The following is a 20064-nucleotide window of genomic DNA, read 5'->3' as shown; positions in this document are numbered from 1 at the left end:
CCAACGGAGGCACCGACTTTCGTTAAGAACCTGTGATGTATAACTGAATGCGCTTTCGTCATTGGAAGGCGCACGTGCCTGCGTGCGGTACTGACGGCTCCTCCCCCGTTCGGCGTTGTCGCTTCCATGTACCGCACCACCCTGAACCTGCTTGCCGGCGCGATCGCGCTGGGCCTCACCGCCGGCGCTGCCGGCGCCGCTGAAACCGCCGATACCGGCAAGGACAGCACCACCTTGGGCGCCGTGCTGGTGACCGGCTCCAACATCAAGCGCAGCGATACCGCCGGGCCGAACCCGGTGCAGATCGTCAGCCGCGAACAGATCGAGCAGACCGGCCGCTCCACCCTCACCGACGTGCTGCGCAACCTGTCGGCCAATGCCGGCAACAGCTTCGACGAGCAGTACACCGGCAGTTTCGCCGCCGGCTCGGCCTCGATCGGCCTGCGTGGCCTGTCCCCGAAGAACACGCTGGTGCTGGTCAACGGCTACCGCGTCTCCAACTTCGGTTTCGCGCTCAACACCCAGGACACCTTCGTCGACCTCAACGCGCTGCCGATCAGCGCGGTCGAACGCATCGAAGTGCTGAAGGATGGCGCCTCGGCGGTGTACGGTTCCGATGCCATCGCCGGCGTCATCAACATCATCCTGCGCAAGAACTTCCAGGGCGTGGAAGTCGGCGGCGGCTTCGGTACCGCCACCCAGGGCGGCCTGAACGAGCGCAAGGCCAACCTGCTGGCTGGCTTCGGTGACCTCGAGCAGCAGGGCTGGAACGTGCTGTTCGGGCTGGACCTGCTCAAGCGTGATCGCCTCGACGCCGACCAGCGTGCCTACACCCGCAGCGGCGATTTCCGCGACAAGCCCGGCGGTCGCCTGGCCGGTTGGTCCACCGCCGGTGGCAACTGGCTGTCCAACCCGCGCGCACCGCAACCGTTCGCCAACTGCCCGGATGGCAGCCAGCTGCGCCCGTACAGCGATTTCGGCAGCACCCTGCCCGGCCAGGCCTGCGCCTTCAACGCGCAGCCGTTCAAGACCCTGCAGCCCGGCGCCGAGCGCCTGCAGGCGTCGTTGAGCGCGACCTACCGCTTCAACGACAGCGTAGAGGCGTTCGCCGATGTGCTGTACAGCCACAACAAGGCCGACCAGATCTTCAGCGCGCCGCTGACCGTCGGCCCGGGCCTGCGTGCCTACAACCCGGCCACCGGCACCCTGATCGACGTGCCGGCGGTGCTGCCGGTCGGCCACCCGAACAACCCGGGCAGCGCGCCGCTGCCGTTCGAGTACACCTTCTTCGATCTCGGCCCGCGCCTGAAGGACAACACCCAGGTGTTCTACCGTGCGCTGGCCGGCGTGCGCGGGAGCGGCGAGCGATGGGACTGGGAAGTGGCGGCGCTGACCTCGCAGAGCGCGCAGCGCGAATACGTCGACAACTTCGTCAACCGCTACGCGTTCGAGCAGATCCTGCGCGATGGCAGTTACAACTTCCTCAACCCGTCCGCCACGCCGGGGGCACTGGATGCACTGCGCCTGCAGACCAAGCGTCCGGGCTGGTACAAGCTGCATTCGTTGAACGTGAAGGCCTCGACCTCGCTGTGGGAGCTGCCGGCCGGTGCGGTCGGCTTCGCCTGGGGTGCCGAGTTCCGCAAGGAATCACTGGACGCGCGCACCAGTGCGCAGGTGCTGTCGGGCACCGAACTGCGCCCGGCCATCAACGTGGTCAACGGCGAGCGCCAGGTCAGCGCCGCCTACGCCGAACTGAGCGTGCCGCTGCACCGCACGCTGGAGCTGCAGGTGGCCGGTCGTGGCGACCACTATGACGACTTCGGCAACGCGTTCTCGCCGAAAGTAGCGCTGCGCTGGCAGCCGCTGGACAGCCTGCTGCTGCGTGGTTCGTTCTCGCGTGGCTTCCGTGCACCGTCGCTGCCGGAGATCGCGCCGGGCCAGACCGTCAGCTACGGCTCGGTGATCGATCCGCTGGATCCGTTGCAGCCCGGTGGCAGCCGTGGCGTGACCAACATCCGCACCGGCAATCCGGACCTGAAGGCCGAACGCTCGCGCAACTTCAACGTGGGCGCGGTGTGGTCGCCCGATGGCGATACCAGCATCGGCCTGGACTGGTACCGCATCGAGCAGGACAACCTGGTCAAGCCGGACAGCGCGCAGTTCATCGTCGACAACCCGACACTGTTCCCCGGACGCGTGCAGCGTGATGCACAGGGGCGCATCCAGTTCATCACCAACCAGTACGCCAACCAGGGCGAGCTGACCACCTCGGGTCTGGATCTGGAAGCCAACCGCACCTTCCGCACCGAGGGCTGGGGCAACTTCACCGTGGCCGGCAGCTGGACCCACCTGCTCAGCTTCAAGCGGCCGCTGGTGGCCGGTCAGGCACCGTATGAAGGGGCCGGCAACAACCGCCACGGCGCACTGCCGCGCACCCGCGGCACCACGTCGTTGAACTGGGCAGTGGGCGACTGGAGCAGCACGCTGAGCCTGCAGTACGTGAGCGGCTACGACCAGCGCGTGGCGACAGCGACCAGCAACCCCGGCCTGCGTGATCGCATCAAGCCGTATCACCAGCTGGACCTGTACGTGGCCTACGAAGGGATTCCCAACACCACGCTGTCGCTGTCGGTGCTGAACCTGACCGACAAGGACCCGCCGTTCGACCCGGCCGGTGGCTCCAATGGTTTCGACATCAGCCAGTACAACCTGCGCGGGCAGTTCATTTCGCTGGGGGCGCGCTACCGGTTCTGATGCGCCAACAGGGCGGCGGTGATGGGCCGCCCCGTTCGCGTTGCCGGCCAGCGGCCGGCACTACCATCACCGGCTCAGGTGCAGGAACTGCAGGTGCCGTTCGTACTGGCTGATGATGTCGTTGATGATCTGCTTGCGGCTGTAGCCGACCAGGTCGTAATCCTGGCTGCCTTCGAACAGGTGCACCTCGGCGCGGTAGTAGCGCTGGTTGCGCAGCTGCTGCGCGGCGAACGACGGGGTCAGGTAGCCGCTGAGGATCACCCGGTACAGGAAGTCCTGCTGCTCGCCATGGTTGACCGTCAGCTCCATGTCGCCCGCTTCGAAGCGCGTCGCCACATCCCAGCCCTGCCCACGCAGCTGCTCGGCCACCGCCTCCATCGCCGGCTTCACCGTGTCATCCATGAAGCGGTAGACCTGGTCGCGTACCGGGAAGTGCATGGCCTGGCTCAGGCGCTGGCGCCAGCCCTGGTGGTGGCGATCGTCTCCGATCAACGGCGACGGCCGGTACTGCAGCGCGCGCTTGCGGTGCGACTCGTCACTGAAGGCGCGGGTCAGCCCCCACATCATCAACAACAGGATCGCCGAGAACGGCAGCGACGCCAGCACCACCGCGGATTTCAGTGCGTCGATGCTGCCGGCCAGCAGCAGGCCCGCCGTCAGCACTGCGATCACGGTGCCCCAGAACACCCGCAGCCAACGTGGGCCGTCGTCCTCAGGTGCGCCGCCATGCGAGGACAACGTGGACAACACCACCGCGCCCGAGTCGGCCGAGGTCACGAAGAAGATGAAGCTGACCAGTACCGTCACCGTGATCACCGCGCGGCTCCAGGGGTAGCCGTCCAGCAACGCATACAGCACCGTCGGTGGATCATCCACCGCCAGCTGCGCCAGTTGCTGCTGGCCGTGGTGCAGCACCTGGTCCAGCGCGCTGTTGCCGAAGATCGACAGCCAGGCCAGGGTGAAGCCGAGCGGGATCAGCAGCACGCCGAACACGAATTCGCGGATGGTGCGGCCACGCGAGATGCGCGCGATGAACAGGCCGACGAACGGCGCCCAGCCGATCCACCAGGCCCAGTAGAACACCGTCCAGCCACCCAGCCATTCCGGCCGGCCGCCATAGGCGTACACATCGAAACTCTTGCCGACCACGCTGCCCAGGTAGTCGCCCAGGTTCTGCATCAACGTGCTGAGCAGGTACTGGGTGGGGCCGGCGCACAGCATGAACAGCACCAGCGCGATCGCCAGCAGCATGTTGATGTTGGCCATCCAGCGCACGCCCTTCTCCACGCCGGAGACGGCCACGGCCACCGCCGCGCCCATCATGCTGACCACCAGGATGATCTGCACCAGATTGGAGTGCGGGATGTTGAACAGGTGCGACAGGCCGGCGTTGAGGTGCAGCACGCCGAAGCCCATGTCCGCACCGATGCCGAACACGGTGGCGACGATGCCCAGCGCATCCACGGTGTAGCCGATCGGGCCATTGATGCGCTTGCCGATCAGCGGGTACAGCGCCGAGCGCAGCGCCAGCGGCAGGTTGTGGCGGTAGGCGAAGTAGGCCATCGCCATCGCCGCCAGCGCGAACACACCCCAGCCGTGCAGGCCCCAGTGCAGGAACAGCAGCTGCATGGCCTGGCGCGCGCCGGCCTCGCCCGCGGCCGGATCTCCCTGCGGCGGCTGCAGGTAGTGGGTCAGCGGTTCGGAAACGCAGAAGAAGAACAGGGTGATGCTGATGCCGGCAGCGAACAGCATGCCGGCCCAGGAAAGGTAGCTGAACTCCGGCTCGTCATGGTCGGCGCCGAGCTTGATGCCACCGTACTTGGACAGCGCCACGCCGACCACGAACACCAGGTAGAGGGTCATCGCCAGCAGGTAATACCAGCCGACATTGAGTGCGGCCCAGTCCTGTGCCTTCAGCAGAAGGCGGCCCGCACCAAGCGGGAACAGGCTGACGAACAGCGCGAACGCCACGACAACGATCGCCGCGAAGGCGAACACAGGCCGAAGGGTGCGCACCGGGGATTGTTGCGGCTCCAGTACATCCATGGGGCGGCGTTCTCCGGTAGATCAATGGGTTAGCCGACCGATTCTGGCTGAACCGCAGTGGACAGAGCATGAAGTTGCGGCCTGTGGTCGCAGGCCCGTCCGCTCATTCCGTGGTATCACGCGCGCGCTGCGACGCACCCTTGCTTGCGCGGGCCGCGCGCACCGCCTGCGGCGCGGCCACGCGCATCCTGTCCGATCACGACATTACATGCACCGCACACAGCTTGTTGCCATCCGGGTCACGCAGATAGGCCAGGAACACCTGCCGACCGGACATGTTGCGGACGCCGGGCGGATCTTCGATGGCGGTACCACCGTGAGCCACTCCAGCTTCCTGCCAGGCACGCACGGCCTCTGCACTGCCCAGACTGAAACCGATGGTGCCACCGTTGGCATGGCACGCTGGCTGCCCATCGATCGGCGCGGTTACACCGAACATCCGTCCATCCTTGAAGTACAGCAGCCGTCCCTTCTCGTCGAATACGCCCGCACGCGCGGCCATCGCAGCGAACAGGGCGTCGTAGAAGCGACGCGCGGCATCCATGTCGTTCGTTCCTACGGTGATGTGGCTGAACATGCGGGCACTCCATGTGGAAAACCGCAGTGTCGATGAGCGCGGGCGACTTCGCAAATCGCTGCATCATCGCCGCCCCGCTCGCGACCGGGCGTGCTGCTACTTAGCGGTGCTGAGCAGCAGTACCGCTGCCGTGACCAGGGCGATGCCAACCCAGCCGATCGGCCGCAGGCGGTTACCGAACAACAGGCGGCCGCAGGTGGCGGTGCCGATCACGCCGATCGCCCCCCACATCGCATAGGCCGTGGCCAGATCCATGTAGCGTACGGCCTGGCCCAGCAGGGCGAAGGCGATCCAGACCATGACGATCGCACCGACGCCCCAGCGCCAGCGGCGGAATCCCTCCGACTTGGCCACCATCATGTTGGCGGCGACGTCGATCAGCGCCGAACAGATCACGAAAAACAGGGCCAGGGTGTTCATCAGTGTGCCTCCCCGAGAGTGACGCAGACGATGCCGACCACCGCCAGCACCAGGCCGGCCAGCTGCTGCAGCGACAGGCTTTCACCGAAGACGGTGAGGCCGACCACGGTCAGCAGGGTCAGGCCCAGGCCTTCCCATACCGCGTAGGCCACGCCCACCGCGATGCGGCGCACCGACTGCGCCAGGAAGAAATAGGACAGCGCCAGCGCGCCGGCCATGACCAGATAGCCGGTCCAGCCGCCATCGCGGGCGGCGTGGGCCATGAACGAGGTGCCGACCACTTCGGCGACGATCGCCGCGGTCAGGCAGGCCCAGGCGACCAGCGCGCCACGGGCGGGAACAGTACGGGACATGTGAAGCTCCTTGCAGGGCGGGGACCACGCCGCCTCATCAATGGATCCACGCCGAGCGTGGAGGATCCGGAACGCCCAGCAGACAGGGGCGACGGCGACTAGTATCATCGCCTTTTACGGTGGGATCAAAATGGATTCCATCGACAGGAGCGATGGATAAATGCCCTACTCCCCTGAATCCCTGCAGGCCTTCGTGGAAGCCGCGGCGCTGGGCTCGTTCTCGGCCGCCGCGCGACGGCTGCGCAAGACCCAGTCGACGGTCAGTACCGCCATTGCCCACCTGGAAACCGACCTGGGCGTGAGCCTGTTCGATCGCAGCGGGCGCTACCCCCAGCTGACCGAGGCCGGGCGCCAGGTGCTGGGGCACGCGCAGGAGATCCTGGCTGCCGATGCACGCCTGCAACAGTTGAGCGTGCGCCTGGCCGCACCGGTCGAAGCGCGACTGACCGTGGTGTTCTCCGATGTCTACCAGCTTGATCCCGAACAGCGGATCCTGCAGCGCTTCTCCGAGGCGTTCCCGGAGATCGAACTGGAATGGCTGGATGCCGAGGGCGAGGACGTGCTGGAACTGGTGAGCAACGGACGCGCCGCGCTCGGTCTGCTGCCACGGCAGGAACACTATCCAGATGGCCTGATGGCTCGGCCGCTGGCCCATCACAGCGAACTGTCGGTATATGTGGCGCGCGAACATCCGCTGGCCAGCGCCGGGCGTCGCGCCGCCGCACAACTGGCGCGGCATCGGCAGGTGCGCCTGAGCGCGGAAGTCGATCAGTCCCGCGTGGTCACCGGCCTGGCCTGGACCGCCACCGACTACCTGATGGTGATGGAGATGGCCGAGGACGGCATCGGCTGGGCCGAACTGCCCCGCGCGCTGGTGCAACGCTACGACCGCGGGCAACTGGTGGAACTGACGCTGCCCGGGTGGCCGCGGCGCATCCACAGCGACCTGCTGTGGCGCCGCGACACGCCGCCCGGACCGGCCGCACTGTGGTGGGCCGACGCGCTTGGATGAGGTAGTGCCGGCCGCTGGCCGGCAATCCCAGTGTCCCGTGGTTGCCGGCCAGCGGCCGGCACTACCGATCAACGATGGGCGAGCGCGTAATCCAGCGCCGAGCACACCGCCGCCACCTGTGCGTCATTGCACTGCTGCGGGGTGGCGCGCGGGCTGTCCGGGTAGACCTCGGTGGTGGTGGTGTACGTTGCACCGGTAATGCCGGCACACAGGCGCAGCTTCACCAACGGGTACTCGATCACGCCGTGGGCCACCACCGGCGAACCGATGATCTCGCCCTTGTCGTCGGCCGGGGCGATATGGGTCACCTTCTCCACCGCGGCGATCACCGCCTGCTGGAAGGCCGGCTGCGGGTTCTCGCTGTCGTCCACCAGATAGAAGCCATCGGGAATCAGGCCCGGTTCGAACGGCTTGCCGTCGCGCGCGGCCAGCGCCGGGCGGAACTCGCTCTCGTCACTGTCGGTGGTTTCGTGCAGGTCGATGTGCAGCACGAACTGGCCCTTGTACGGCGCGATCAGGTCGATGACGGCGGTCGATTCACGCGCCGGGCCATCGGCGCGGAAGTTGCGGTTCGGATCGATCGCATCGAAGTTCCAGCGGTTGATGCGCTCGAAACCCCACGGGTTCACGCATGGCGCCACCAGCAGGTTGGCCTTGCCGGCATAGTCGGCGGCGTGCTTCTCAAGGAACTCCAGCGCGCCCATCACGCCGCTGGTTTCGTAGCCGTGCACGCCACCGGTGACCAGCGCGGCCGGCAACGCCGGGTTCCAGTCGCGGCTGCGCAGGGCGAACAGGGTGTAGGTCTCGCCAGCGTAGTCGAGCTGGCCATAGGCCACCGTGTCGAAGCGCGAGGCCAGCGCTTCGATGCGCGGCAGCACCTCTTCGTCATAGCGACGCAGGCGCTGCTGGCGGCCACGCCACGCCTCCCGCTCCGCCGTTCCCCACGGCTGGCCAGGGGTTCCGACGGGGTAGAAAGCAGCTTGGGACATGGCGGATCTCAGCGGGTCAGGAAGCAATCGCCCACTCTACCACCGGGGCATCGGCATGAACCGGAGGCGCATTCCAATAGCGAATGGAATCAGCAATAATTCTCATTTACGACCTTCCACAACCCGCACCGATGCCCATCCACGCCCTGCAACCGGCCCGCCTGCCCCTGGCTGCCGCCCTCGCCTTGTGCCTGCTCCCGGCCACCCGTGCCTTCGCCCAGGACGGCGCCACCACGCTGGACAGCATCCAGGTTTCCGGCAGCTGGCTGGGCACCGGCCTGCATGACAGCGTCAAGAGCTTCGCCGGCGCGCGCACGGTGGTCGACCGCCAGCGCATCGAGGCCAGTGGCGCAGCCAGCATCGGCGATGCCATGCGCCGCATCCCCGGCGTGCAGGTCACCGACAACTCCGGCACGGCCGGCAGCTCGGTCTCGCTGAACATCGGCGTGCGCGGCCTGACCGGGCGCTACTCGCCACGCTCGACCGTACTGCTGGACGGCGTGCCGCTGGCGGTGGCGCCGTATGGCCAGCCACAGCTGTCGTTCGCACCGACCAGCCTGTCCAACATCGAATCGATCGACGTGGTGCGCGGCGGCGGCGCGGTGCGCTACGGCCCACAGAACGTGGGCGGCATCATCAACTTCAGCACCCGCGCCATTCCGACCGGCGCGGGCCTGCACGGCGAAGCGGGTGTGCGCTACAGCGCCTACGACCATGGCGGCGGTGACAGCACCCAGTACAACGCCTTCCTCGGCGGCACCGGCGGCAACGGCCTCGGCGCGGCGCTGCTCTACTCCGGCCAGGACGGGCGTGGCTGGCGCCAGGGCAGCGATGACCGCTTCAACGACCTCGCGCTGAAGTTCGCCTATGCCATCGACGAACAGCAGGAACTGCGCGCCAAACTGTCCTACTACGATGTGCGTTCGCTGACCCCGGGCGGCCTGACCCGCGCCCAGTACGAGGCCGATCCGTTCCGGAACACCCGCCCCACCGATTTCTGGAAGGGCCACCGCACCGGCATCGACCTGGGCTACACCAATACGCTGTCGGCCAACAGCGAGTTCGAGGTGCTGGCCTATTACAACGAAAGCAGCCGCGCCAGCTCGCTGATCAACGCCGCCAACACCCAGCTGACCGTGCAGCCGCGTGACTACCGCGTGCTCGGCATCGAGCCCCGCTACACCCAGCGCCTGCACTGGGGCGCCAGCGTGCACGACATCACCGCCGGCTACCGCTTCCTGCGCGAACGTGGCAACGACCGCAGCTACACCGTCACCCGCCGCACCGGCGTGGCAAGCGCCACCAACCGCTTCGACAACGCCACCGACGCCCACGCGTTCTACATCGACGACCGCATTGCGATCGGCCAGTGGCGGATCACCCCGGGCGTGCGCATGGAATGGATCGACATGGACCGCCGCCAGGCCGGTGGCACGGCGACCTTCAGCAGCCGCAACGACAAGGCCCTGCCCTCGCTCAACATCGCCTACCTGCTGACCCCGCAGCTGACCGTGTTCGGCAACTACACCACCTCGTTCGGGCCGGTGCAGAACATCCAGCTGAATTCGCAGACCGCCAGCAATCCGCTGAACCCGGAAATCGCCAAGACCACCGAACTCGGTGCGCGCTGGCAGGACGGTGCACTGCGCGCGGAAGTAACCGTGTTCAAGATGCGCTTCGACAACCAGATCCTGCAGGTGCCGGGGATCACTCCGCCGACTTTCCAGAACATCGGCGCCACCGATCACAAGGGTGTGGAGAGCGCACTGGAATACCGCTTCGCCGAGGACAGCGCGCTGGCCGGGCTGGAGCTGTACGCCAACTACACCTGGACCAAGGCGATCCAGCAGTCCGGCGACAACCGTGGCCTGGACGTGCCCTTCTACGCGCGCGACACCGACAGCGTCGGCGCCCGCTACGCACTGGCCGGCTGGACCTTCAATGTCTCCAGCACCCACCAGAGCGGCCAGTACGCCGACGCCGCCAACACCTGGGCCGAGAGCGCCGATGCGCGCGTGGGCCGCGTGCCGGGTGTTCGCCTGTGGAACGCGCAGGTGGCCTGGCAGGTGCCGGGACTGGGTGACAGCGAGATCGCGCTGGGCGTGAACAACCTGGCCGACAAGCGCTGGTACACCCGCAATGTCGATGGCAACGCCGGCCGCATGGTGGCCGCGCCGCGTACCTTCTACGTGCAGGGCCACTACCGCTTCTGAAGCGGTAATCGCCCGATGCAGTGACGGTGGCGATCACGGTGGCGGCGTATCATGCCGCCACCATGTCACCGTCTGCTTTGCCATCGCGCCTGCATCTGGCCTTCCAGGGCCTGCGCCTGCGGCTGCGTGGCAGTGATCTGTGGTTCATCGCACTCGCGCTGCTGGTCGGCCTGATCGCCGGCTACCTGACCCTGCTGCAGTCGGGCATCGCGCGCTGGTTGCAGGGCACGCTGTATGGGCTGGACGAAGGCATGCGCCTGAGCTCCCTGCCCTCGCTGACCTGGACCGCGCTGCTGGTGCTGCCACTGGGCGGCCTGCTGGTCGGCCTGGTCAGCCTGGCCGCGACGCGGCTCAAGCGCCCCCTGCTCGATGCGGTGGAAGCCAATGCCCTGCATGGCGGCCGCATGTCGATGCGCGACAATCTGATCGTGCTGACCCAGACCCTGCTGTCCAATGGCTGCGGCGCCTCGGTCGGGTTGGAGGCTTCGTATACGCAGATGGGTGCCGGCAGCGGCTCGCAGCTGGGCCGGGTGATGCGCCTGCGTCGCAACGACGTCCGCATCCTGGTCGGTGCCGGTGCCGCCGGTGCCATCGCCGCCGCCTTCGGTGCGCCATTGGCTGGTGCGTTCTATGCCTTCGAGATCGTCATTGGCGCCTACACCCCGGCCGCACTGGCACCGGTGGCCGTCGCCGCGCTGGCCGGTGCGTTCGTGGCCGACCAGGCTGGCATCGAGGCCTACCTGCTGCCCGCTGCCTCTACCATCGACGTGCGTGCCGCCGACTACGCCATCTACGGCCTGCTCGGCTGCTGCTGCGCGATGGTCGGCATTGTCATCATGCGCCTGATCGCTTCGATCGAAGGCACGGTCAAGCGCAGTCCATTGCCGCCGTGGGGTCGCCCGGTGGTGGGCGGCCTGCTGCTGATCCCGCTGGCCCTGGCCAGCCCGCAGGTGCTCTCGTCCGGCCATGGCGCGCTGCACCTGGACCTGACTACCCACCTGCCGTTGATCTGGATCGGCGGCCTGCTGACCCTGAAGTGCCTGGCCTCCGGCATCTCTCTCGGGTTTGGTTTCCGTGGCGGCCTGTTCTTCGCCTCGCTGTTCATGGGCACCCTGGTCGGCGCCCTGTTCGCCGGCCTGCTGGCGATGGCCACCGGCGTGCCGGTGGTCGACGCCACGTCCGCTGCGCTGGCCGGCATGGCAGCGTTGGCTGCGGCGGTGGTCGGCGCGCCCATGACCATGGCCATGCTGGTGCTGGAAGGCACCCACGACTTCCTGCTGACCAGCGTGGTGATGAGCGCGGTGCTGGTGTCCAGCACGCTGGTACGGCAGTGGTTCGGCTACTCGTTCTCGACCTGGCGCATGCACCTGCGCGGCGAGACCATCAAGAGCGCCCGCGACGTCGGCTGGGTGCAGAACCTCAACGCCGGCCGGCTGATGCGCAAGGGCGTGGCCACCGCGCCGGCCGATCTCGATGCCGCCGCGTTCCGCCAGCGCTTCCCGCTGGGCTCGGGCAGCCGGGTGATCCTGATCGACAGCGAAGGCCACTACGCCGGCATCGTGCAGATTCCGCGCGTCTACGGCGACGGCGTGAAGCCGGAGACCACGATTGGCGAGCTGGCCGAGAACCGTGGTGTGTCGCTGTCGCCGGCCGCGGACGTGGTCAGCGTGATGCAGCGCTTCGACCAGACCCAGGCCGACGAACTGGCCGTGGTCGCCGCCGACGGCCAGGTGCTGGGCGTGGTCTCTGAAGCCTTCGTACGCAAGCGCTACGCCGAGGAACTGGACAAGCGCCAGCGCGAACTGATGGGCGAGCGCGTCGAGGACACCGACTGATCCCGCAAAAAGGGGACGGAGGGGATTAAGTCGTTTCTGGCACCTGACTAACCACGCGTGGCGTGGACCGCTGGAAATCCACGCGTGGCGTGGATCTACTGTCACCATGACCGGGTAGACTCCGGCCATGCGCTTCATTGAGACCTTCCAGGCCGGTCCCTTCGCCGACACCGTGGTGAGCCTGCTGGCCGCCTTCGTGCTGGGCACGCTGATCGGCGCCGAGCGCCAGTACCGGCAACGCACCGCCGGCCTGCGCACCAACGTGCTGGTCGCCGTCGGCGCCGCGGCCTTCGTCGACCTGGGCATGCGCATCGCCGGCAGCGCCGAGGCGGTGCGGGTGATCTCCTACGTGGTCTCCGGCGTCGGCTTCCTAGGTGCCGGCGTGATCATGAAGGAAGGCATGAACGTTCGCGGCCTCAACACCGCCGCCACCCTGTGGTGCTCGGCGGCGGTGGGCAGCTGCACCGGCGCGGACATGCTGGCCGAAGGCGTGCTGCTGACCGTGCTGATCATCGCCGGCAACACCCTGCTGCGGCCGCTGGTCAATGCGATCAACCGCATCCCGATCAACGAGGCCGCCACCGAAGCCACCTACGAAGTGCGCCTGAGCGTGGATGCCGAAGCCGTGCCGCGGGTGCGCGAGCGCCTCGTCGATGCGCTGGAGGCTGCGCAGTATCCGGTCGGCGACGTGCAGGTGGTCGAGCATGCCGATGCACCCACCGATGTGATCGCGGTGCTGGTCAGTACCGCCGTGAGTGCCGATGAGCTGGATGTGGTGCTGGCGCGGATGGAACACGTGCCGGGCGTGCTGCACGCCACCTGGGAAGTCAGCACCCGCGATTGATTCATCCACGCATGGCGTGGATCTACCGAGGTCGCGGTGAAGTAGATCCACGCCATGCGTGGATGCTTCTCTCACCCACCCGCCATGCGCTGCTGTGCGCGCAGCAGCTTGCGGAATGAACCGCACTGCCGCGCGTCCTGCGCTTCCTGGCAGGCCGCCGCGCGCTGCAGGTGCCGGCGCACCCGCTGCAACTGGGTGATCTGCCGCTGGAGCACATCGGCCTGTGCCAGCAGCGCCTCACGGTCCAGCGAGATACATCCATCCTGCGGCGGCAGCGACAACCCGATCTGCTGCAGCGACAACCCGGCCGCCTGGCCAAGACCGATCAGCGCCAGCGGTTGCAGCACGCGCTCGTCGTACTGCCGGCGCAGGCCGCGACGGCCCAGTGCCTGCAGCAGCCCAAGCTGTTCGTAGTAGCGCAGGGTCGAGGCCGGCACGCCACTGCGCTTGACCACCTCGCCGATATCCAGTTCACGCACGGGCTTGACCTCAAGTGACCTTCAAGCGTCAACCTATGGGCGACTTCCCCGCAAGGCAAGACCATGACCAGTACATCCCCCGTTGATCAGAACGCGCTGTGGAACGGCCCCGGCGGTCAGATCTGGGTTGCGCAGCAGGCCATCCTCGACGGCCTGTTCCAACCCCTGGCCGACCTGCTGGTCGACGAACTGCCCGACACCGTCACGCAACTGCTGGATGTAGGCTGCGGGACCGGTGCCAGCCTGCTGGCCTCAGCCGCCGCACGCCCGTCGGCGCACTGCACCGGCCTGGACATCTCCGCGCCGATGCTGGCGCTGGCCCGTCAACGCGCCGAGGCGGCAGGACTGGACGCAGACTTCATCGTCGCCGACGCACAGCAGCATCCGCTGCCCACCGCGCACTTCGACTGGATCCAATCGCGGCTGGGTGTGATGTTCTTCGAAGACAGCCAGGCCGCCTTCGCCAACCTGCACCGTGCCGCGCGACCGGGTGCCGGCCTGCGTTTCATCGCCTGGCGCAGCGCAGCGGAGAACCCGTTCATGACAACGGCCGAGCGCGCCATCGGCGATGCACTGGATCTTCCGCCCCGCGCGCCCGGCGCACCGGGCCAGTTCGCCTTTGCCGATGGCGAGCGCGTGCAGCACCTGCTGCAGGCCGCCGGCTGGAATGACGTGGAGGTTGTTGCGGTCGACCTGCCCTGCTCGCTCGCCCGCGAAGACCTGCCGACCTACGTCGACCAGCTGGGCCCGTTGGGCCTGGCGCTGCGCGCGATGCCGGAAGACCGGGCCACCTCGCTCCGGAACAAGGCGGTAGCGGCATTCACCCCGTTCATCGAGGGCGACCGCGTACGCGTGGATTCCGCCTGCTGGCTGGTCCGCGCCCGCGCCTAGGAAAAGGGGACGGAGGGGATTAAGTCGCTCTTGCCCGGAGTGTGCCGGAAACGACTTAATCCCCTCCGTCCCCTTTTCCCTACAGCGCCTCGCCGGCGTCGGCCAGGCGCGATTCTATCAGCGCATACCACTGCTGCAGCACGTCGATCAGCATGTCCAGCTCGGCGTCGGTACGCTGTGCGCGGCCACTGCGCAGGCAGGCCTGGGCTTCCTGCAGCTGGGCCAGGAACCCGGCCACGGTGTCTGCCTGCAGGATCAGCCCCGGCAGACGCCGCCCGGGAATGCGTACCACGGCATGGTTGCCGAGCTGGCCGTACACGCTGAGTGTGGTTTCCGTCTTCATGGAAAGAGGCAGGAATTGAGCGTTCATCGTGTGCACCATTGGAAACCTGAGCCGCCGGCAGGCGTGGTCAACGGGGGAGACGTAACCACGTCCTGCCGACGGTCAGGGGGGACTCGGGATACCGGGGCATGGCCCCGGTGCGGGACTCTCAGCGCGGTTGGGCGATCCCAGCGATCTGCACGCGACGGTTCGGCGCCAGGCAGGCGATCAGCTCGCGCCGATTGCGCTGCTCGCACTGCACGATCGGCTCGGCTGCGCCCCGCCCTTCGGCGCTGATGCTGGCCGCAGGCACCCCGCCCTGCACCAGCGCGCTGCGTACGGCCTCGGCACGTCGCTGCGACAGGGTCTGGTTGTAGCTGGCACTGCCGATACGGTCGGTGTACCCGGTCACCCGGATCGACTGCACCTGCGCGGCCTCGCGCACCTGCGCCAGGATGCCCTGCACCGCCTGCTGGCCTTCGGCACTGAGTACCGCGCTGTCGAATCCGAACAGCGCGTCGGCCGACAGCCGCAGGGGTTGCTCCGGCAGCGGTGCCGGTGCAGGCGGCGCCGGTGGCCGTGGCGGTTCGATCACCGCCGCGCACGATTCCGGCTTCCAGTAGCCCCCCTGGGCGATGCCCTTGCTGTCGAAGCGCACCTGGAACTGGCAGGTGAAATACTCCGCGCCCTGCGCGGTGCGGAAGTTGAACAGGTAGTTCCACTCGCGCACGCCCCACATGCCTTCGTTGAAGTGCGGCGTGCCCAGCAAGGTATACAGCTGCCGCTTGCTCATGCCCGGCGCGAATCTGCGCAGGTCGGCGACGTCGGGATAGATGCCCTCCTTCAACGAAGCCTTCGACGCCTCCGGGAACTGCACGGCGGTGGTGTCGGCAGGACGGTCGGCGGCCGGCGCATGGCTGCGGCAGGCGGCCAGCAGGCCCATCCCCAGGACCAGGCCCAGCACTGCGGCCATCTGGCCGGTGCGGGCGATGCGATGCTGTTTCATGTCATTCCCCCCCTTTGGACGTTTCCGCGATGCCGGGCCGCACGTGCGGCCCGGCCGCGGGGATCACCACTGGATGCCGGCACCGACGGCCACACCGGCCTCGCCACGGCTGTTGGTGGAGCCGCTGAACTTGTAGATCCAGCGACCACCTTCAGAGACACCGGAGATACCGATCGCCACGCCCGACTCGCCGTTGTAGCTGCCAGCGGCGACCGAGGCCATGCTGCGGCCCGCTTCGCTGGGCTGCGGCAGCGCTGCGGTGGCCATCGCCGAAGCGATACCGGCCGAGGCGCGGTTGTCGGTCTTGCGCAGGTCGCGCTCGAAGCCGCCCATGCGCTCGTCGGTGTACGCCTTCGACCAATCCAGGGTCTGCGCCATGCCCGACTTCAGCTGGTCCACGTTGACCGCGTCGGTACCGGCGGTGCCGGCGGCGACGTTGCGCACCGTGGTCGGGCCGCTGCTGGTGCTGCCCAGGGTGACGCTGTTGTAGTTGGTCGCACCGTTCACCGTGGTGTCGTAGCGGATCGTGCCCTGCTGCGAGGCCTGCAGCTGGCGTACGTTGACCGCATCGGTGGCCTGCGAACCGTCGGCCACGTTGACCACCTGGCGTTCGGCACCAGCGGCACCCACCGAGACGGTGTTGGCCCGGTTCGCCACCGAACCCGCACCCAGCGCCACCGAGTTGTCGGCCTGCGCCTGCGAACCATTGCCGAGCGCGGTCGAGTTGGCGCCGGCTGCGGTTGAGCCTGCACCACCGGCGGCCGAGTTGGCACCGCTGGCGGACGGGTCGGCCAGGTTGTTGGTATTGTTGGCGCGGAAGCTGCCGGCCACGTTGGTGATGTTCTGGATCTTCTGGTCGGTGTACTTCTTCGATTCGTCGATGGCGTAGTTCACGCCGTTCTTCAGCTGGCCGACATTGGTTGCGTCGTACGTATCGGAACCGTCGGCGACATGCGTGATCTTGCGCTCACTGCCAGTACTGCCGACCGAGACCTCACCGGCCGAGTTGCTGGCACCGGTCTGGCCGTAGGCACCGGTGTAGCCGCTCTGCGCACCGACGCTGGCCACCGAACCTGCACCCAGTGCCACGCTGTTGCCGGCACTGGCGCTGGCGCCGTTGCCGACCGCCACGCTGTTGGCACCGGCCGCACTGGCCTGCGGGCCGACCGCCACCGCCTCCGCCCCGGCCGCCGTTGCGGCCGCTGCCGTCGAGTTCACCGCCAGGTAGGCACTGCCACCGCCGCCGTTGGTGATGCGCTGGTTGAGGACCTTCAGCGAGCCGTCCACCGCAGTGAAGGCGGCGGTGACATTGTTGTAGTCGCCGCTGGTGAAAGTGCCATCGGTGGCGATGCTGGAGATGCTGAACTTCGGCGCGGTCCACACGTTGGTGGTGCCGTTATACGCGGTGGTGCCACCGAAGTAGTTGGCGATGGTGCTGTGGGTGCTGAACAGCTGGTCGCCGGTGATGGCATCGCTGCTGCCAGCCAGGATGCTGCCGGCGGCGACGTTGGTGATCTTCACTGCGCCGGTGCCGGTGCCGGTCAGCGTCACGCTGTTGAGCACGTTACCGCTGGCGTCAACGTCGTACTTCACGGCCAGCTTGTCAATCTCGCCGGTCTGGTCGGCAACGTTGGCCAGCGAATTGCTGACCGCGTCGAAGGCGGTACCGACGTCGTTGTAGTTGCCCTTGGTAATCGTGCCGTTGGCGGCGACGTTGTTGATCGAGTAGGTCGGTGCGGTCAGCACGCCGCTGGCGTTGACCGCCGCGCCACCTCCGAGGTGGGTGGCAACGGCCTGGTTGGCCGCAAACAGCTGGGCACCGTTGATGGCCTCGCTGCTGGTGGCACTGACCTGGCCCGGGCCCAGGTTGCGCAGCGTGGTGGCGGTGCCGCTCTGGCCCAGCGTGGCACTGGCGTAGTTGACGCTGCCGTCGCCGTTGAGGTCATAGCGCAGGGCGCCCTGCTCCGACGCCTGCAGCTGGCCCAGGTTGACCGCATCGGTCGCGGCGGTACCGGCGGCCATGTTGGTGACCTGGCGTTCGGCACCCGCCGCACCAATGGACACGCTGTTGGCACGGTCGGCCAGGCTGCCGGCACCCACCGCGATACTGTTGGCGGCGGTGGCGCGGGCGTTGGTACCGACCGCGATCGAGTCGGCGCCGGTGGCCAGCGCCTCGGTACCGGTCGAGTTCACCCGCAGGTACTTGGTGCCACCGTTGCGGATATCGGTGATCTGCGTGTTGAGATTGACCAGCGAGCCGTCGACCGCGGCGAAAGCATCGGTGGCGTTCTCATACAGGCCCTTGGCGATGGCGCCGCCGGTGGAGATGGTGCTGATCTCGAACAGCGGTGCAGTGAACGCGCCGCTGGCCGGGTCGAAGGCCACGCGGCCGCCGAAGAAGCTGGCGATGGCAGCATTGGTCGCCGCCAGCTGGCCGCCATTGACCGCTTCCAGGCTGCCGGCCGTGACCGCACCGCCGGCCAGGTTGCCGATGGTGGTGGTGCCGGTGCCCGCGCCAAGCGTGACACGACGGTAGTTCGGATTGCCGCCAGCATCCAGGTCGTAGGTGACGGCGGCATCGGCCACGCCGTTGATCAGGCTGATCGCGCCCTTCAACTGGGCTACGTTGACCGCATCGGTGTTGACGCTACCGGCAGCCACGTTGGTGATCTGGCGCTCGCCACCACCGGCGGTGCCCACCGACACTTCGCCCGCCGAAACCTGCGGAGCAGTCAGGCCGTAAGCACTGTAGCTGGCCTGCGCGCCGCGCAGTGCGGCCGAGCGGTAACCCAGTGCGACCGAGTTGGCCTGGTTGGAGGTGGCTTCAGCACCGAGCAGGGTCTGCCCGTTTGCGGTACCGACGGCACTGTCGCCGACGATCACCGAATGGCCCATGCGCGCAGCGTAGTCGGCGGTCGGCACACCGGTCGGATTGCTCGGGTCGTTGACCCCATCACCCGGGAAGGCGACGTTGGCATCGACCTTCGGCAGTTCGTGCCGTGCATTGGCACCGATCACCACTTCCTTCGAACCGTTGGCGAAGGCGCCATCGCCCATCAGCACCTGGTAGTCCTGCGCGGCGTTCACGGCCCAGCACGAGATGTCAGCCAGGGCGACGTCCAGGCACTTGGCGGCCCACGCCGGCGAGTCCTTCGGCAGCAGCAGGCCCAGCAGGCCACCCGGATTGCCGTTGTTGATGTTGTAGATGTAGCTGTCGGAGGTGACGCCACCGATCAGGGTCAGGTGCGAGCTGCCACCGGTAGCGGCACCGCCCAGCCCGTTGAGGGTGCTGCCGACCGGCGACAGGTTGACCACCGGCAGGCCCAGCACATTGACCGTCGAGTAGGTCTGCATCACGTTGGCATTGCTGAGCTTGAGGTTGCCGTTGCTCAGGTAGCCATCGCCACCGAACAGGCTGGTGGTGGTCGGGCCGATCAGTTGCCCGACATTGCCGACCAGGCCGCCGGTGCCGATGATCAGGCCCGCGTTCGGATCGGCCGGAGCCGGCGCCTTCGGGCTGGTGGGCGGGATCGCCGAGGGCTTGGTCAGGCCGAGGCCGCCGAGCGTGCCGCCGACCAGGCCGCCGACCGCGCTGCCCAGATTGCCGAGGGTGCCATTGAGGTTGCCGTTGAGCAGGTTGCCCACGGCACTGCCGACGTTGCCGAGCGTGTTGCCCAGCAGGCCACCCAGGCCAGTGCCGGAGCCGGTGGCGCCATTGAGCAGACCGCCGACGGAACCGACGGTGTTGTTAAGCGTGCCGCCGACCGCGGTGCCGACGCTGCCAACCGTGCCGCCGACTGCGCCACCCACGCTGCCGACGGTGCCATTGAGGGCGCCGCCGACCGCATCACCGACGCTGCCCACGGCGCCGTTCAGTGCCCCGCCTACGGCGCCCACGGTGTTGTTGAGCGTGCCGCCCACGGCGCCGCCCACGCTGCCAACCGTGCCATTCAGGGCACCACCGACCGTACCACCGACGCTGCCTACGGCGCCGTTCAGTGCGCCGCCCACGGCGCCTGCAGTGTTGTTGAGCGTGCCGCCAACGACGCCGCCCACGCTGCCGACGGTGCCATTCAGCGCGCCACCCACGGCGCCTACAGTGTTGTTGAGCGCGCCGCCCACGGCACTGCCGACGCTGCCGACCGTGCCATTGAGGGCGCCGCCGACCGCGCCACCGACGCCGCCTACGGCGCCGTTCAGTGCGCCGCCTACGGCGCCCACGGTGTTGTTGAGCGTGCCGCCCGCGGCACCGCCCACGCTGCCGACCGTGCCATTAAGCGCACCACCGACCGTACCACCGACGCTGCCTACGGCGCCGTTCAG

Annotated in this window: 15 protein-coding genes; 6 read left to right on the top strand and 9 right to left on the bottom strand. The window is 67.8% G+C overall.

The window, feature by feature from the left end; all coding sequences use genetic code 11:
- The first annotated feature begins 126 nt into the window (after positions 1-126).
- On the top strand, positions 127-2754 hold the full coding sequence (locus tag AC5P68_RS15810; protein WP_231522950.1) for a TonB-dependent receptor: 2628 nt from the start codon (positions 127-129) through the stop codon (positions 2752-2754).
- A 66-nt stretch (positions 2755-2820) separates the two neighbouring features.
- Here the strand turns inward: AC5P68_RS15810 and betT are convergent, their stop codons facing one another.
- From betT to AC5P68_RS15790, 4 genes are all read right to left on the bottom strand, one after another.
- Positions 2821-4800 carry a choline BCCT transporter BetT gene (betT, locus tag AC5P68_RS15805; protein WP_231522951.1) on the bottom strand — a complete coding sequence of 660 codons (1980 nt, stop codon included), beginning with the start codon at positions 4798-4800 and terminating at the stop codon, positions 2821-2823.
- A 196-nt stretch (positions 4801-4996) separates the two neighbouring features.
- The gene (locus AC5P68_RS15800; protein ID WP_021204273.1) at positions 4997-5377 is read right to left on the bottom strand and encodes a VOC family protein; all 381 of its coding nucleotides are present in this window, start codon (positions 5375-5377) and stop codon (positions 4997-4999) included.
- Between the two features lie 96 nt (positions 5378-5473).
- Positions 5474-5797 (bottom strand): DMT family transporter, encoded by a 324-nt coding sequence (locus AC5P68_RS15795; protein ID WP_049432057.1) that lies wholly within the window; start codon positions 5795-5797, stop codon positions 5474-5476.
- Positions 5797-6150, bottom strand: a complete 354-nt coding sequence (locus AC5P68_RS15790) for an SMR family transporter (RefSeq protein WP_231522952.1) — start codon at positions 6148-6150, stop codon at positions 5797-5799. Before AC5P68_RS15790 ends, AC5P68_RS15795 begins: the two co-directional genes overlap by 1 nt.
- Positions 6151-6310: 160 nt before the next feature.
- On the opposite strand from AC5P68_RS15790, the gene AC5P68_RS15785 reads away from it, so the two are divergent.
- Positions 6311-7162: a LysR family transcriptional regulator gene (locus AC5P68_RS15785; protein WP_111108725.1), complete on the top strand. Its 852-nt coding sequence runs from the start codon at positions 6311-6313 to the stop codon at positions 7160-7162.
- Between the two features lie 68 nt (positions 7163-7230).
- Here AC5P68_RS15785 and AC5P68_RS15780 read toward each other — a convergent pair whose 3' ends face one another.
- Positions 7231-8151, bottom strand: a complete 921-nt coding sequence (locus AC5P68_RS15780; protein WP_231522953.1) for a M14 family metallopeptidase — start codon at positions 8149-8151, stop codon at positions 7231-7233.
- A gap of 131 nt (positions 8152-8282) precedes the next feature.
- Here AC5P68_RS15780 and AC5P68_RS15775 point away from each other — a divergent pair, with 131 nt between their 5' ends.
- The 3 genes from AC5P68_RS15775 to AC5P68_RS15765 all read left to right on the top strand — a co-directional run bounded on the left by AC5P68_RS15775 (position 8283) and on the right by AC5P68_RS15765 (position 13043).
- Entirely contained in the window at positions 8283-10364 is a 2082-nt protein-coding gene (locus AC5P68_RS15775; protein WP_231522954.1) for a TonB-dependent receptor family protein, read from the top strand.
- Positions 10365-10426: 62 nt separating this feature from the next.
- The gene (locus tag AC5P68_RS15770; protein ID WP_231522955.1) at positions 10427-12199 is read left to right on the top strand and encodes a chloride channel protein; all 1773 of its coding nucleotides are present in this window, start codon (positions 10427-10429) and stop codon (positions 12197-12199) included.
- 127 nt (positions 12200-12326) lie between these two features.
- Positions 12327-13043: an MgtC/SapB family protein gene (locus tag AC5P68_RS15765; RefSeq protein ID WP_005409984.1), complete on the top strand. Its 717-nt coding sequence runs from the start codon at positions 12327-12329 to the stop codon at positions 13041-13043.
- Between the two features lie 71 nt (positions 13044-13114).
- Here AC5P68_RS15765 and AC5P68_RS15760 read toward each other — a convergent pair whose 3' ends face one another.
- Positions 13115-13522: a MerR family transcriptional regulator gene (locus AC5P68_RS15760; protein ID WP_231522956.1), complete on the bottom strand. Its 408-nt coding sequence runs from the start codon at positions 13520-13522 to the stop codon at positions 13115-13117.
- A gap of 63 nt (positions 13523-13585) precedes the next feature.
- Here AC5P68_RS15760 and AC5P68_RS15755 point away from each other — a divergent pair, with 63 nt between their 5' ends.
- Complete coding sequence (locus AC5P68_RS15755; RefSeq protein WP_231522957.1) at positions 13586-14413, top strand: class I SAM-dependent methyltransferase; 828 nt, start codon at positions 13586-13588, stop codon at positions 14411-14413.
- 79 nt (positions 14414-14492) lie between these two features.
- On the opposite strand, the gene AC5P68_RS15750 is transcribed toward AC5P68_RS15755, so the two are convergent.
- From AC5P68_RS15750 to AC5P68_RS15740, 3 genes are all read right to left on the bottom strand, one after another.
- The gene (locus tag AC5P68_RS15750; RefSeq protein WP_019659952.1) at positions 14493-14783 is read right to left on the bottom strand and encodes a DUF6959 family protein; all 291 of its coding nucleotides are present in this window, start codon (positions 14781-14783) and stop codon (positions 14493-14495) included.
- 121 nt (positions 14784-14904) lie between these two features.
- Positions 14905-15741 (bottom strand): OmpA family protein, encoded by an 837-nt coding sequence (locus AC5P68_RS15745; RefSeq protein ID WP_005409988.1) that lies wholly within the window; start codon positions 15739-15741, stop codon positions 14905-14907.
- A gap of 63 nt (positions 15742-15804) precedes the next feature.
- The coding region (locus AC5P68_RS15740; protein ID WP_495217110.1) for a hemagglutinin at positions 15805-20064 on the bottom strand (4260 nt) is incomplete at its 5' end.

Source organism: Stenotrophomonas sp. YJH_SMC_58, assembly GCF_059369635.1.
Note: the sequence above shows the minus strand (reverse complement) of the source record. Positions and strands in the feature narration are given on the sequence as shown.

Excerpts from the sequence above, each read along its gene's own strand:
- AC5P68_RS15810 (WP_231522950.1), top strand. The coding sequence starts at position 127 with ATGTACCGCACCACCCTGAACCTGCTTGCCGGCGCGATCGCGCTGGGC.
- betT (WP_231522951.1), bottom strand. The coding sequence starts at position 4,800 with ATGGATGTACTGGAGCCGCAACAATCCCCGGTGCGCACCCTTCGGCCT.
- AC5P68_RS15800 (WP_021204273.1), bottom strand. The coding sequence starts at position 5,377 with ATGTTCAGCCACATCACCGTAGGAACGAACGACATGGATGCCGCGCGT.
- AC5P68_RS15795 (WP_049432057.1), bottom strand. The coding sequence starts at position 5,797 with ATGAACACCCTGGCCCTGTTTTTCGTGATCTGTTCGGCGCTGATCGAC.
- AC5P68_RS15790 (WP_231522952.1), bottom strand. The coding sequence starts at position 6,150 with ATGTCCCGTACTGTTCCCGCCCGTGGCGCGCTGGTCGCCTGGGCCTGC.
- AC5P68_RS15785 (WP_111108725.1), top strand. The coding sequence starts at position 6,311 with ATGCCCTACTCCCCTGAATCCCTGCAGGCCTTCGTGGAAGCCGCGGCG.
- AC5P68_RS15780 (WP_231522953.1), bottom strand. The coding sequence starts at position 8,151 with ATGTCCCAAGCTGCTTTCTACCCCGTCGGAACCCCTGGCCAGCCGTGG.
- AC5P68_RS15775 (WP_231522954.1), top strand. The coding sequence starts at position 8,283 with ATGCCCATCCACGCCCTGCAACCGGCCCGCCTGCCCCTGGCTGCCGCC.
- AC5P68_RS15770 (WP_231522955.1), top strand. The coding sequence starts at position 10,427 with ATGTCACCGTCTGCTTTGCCATCGCGCCTGCATCTGGCCTTCCAGGGC.
- AC5P68_RS15765 (WP_005409984.1), top strand. The coding sequence starts at position 12,327 with ATGCGCTTCATTGAGACCTTCCAGGCCGGTCCCTTCGCCGACACCGTG.
- AC5P68_RS15755 (WP_231522957.1), top strand. The coding sequence starts at position 13,586 with ATGACCAGTACATCCCCCGTTGATCAGAACGCGCTGTGGAACGGCCCC.
- AC5P68_RS15750 (WP_019659952.1), bottom strand. The coding sequence starts at position 14,783 with ATGAACGCTCAATTCCTGCCTCTTTCCATGAAGACGGAAACCACACTC.
- AC5P68_RS15745 (WP_005409988.1), bottom strand. The coding sequence starts at position 15,741 with ATGAAACAGCATCGCATCGCCCGCACCGGCCAGATGGCCGCAGTGCTG.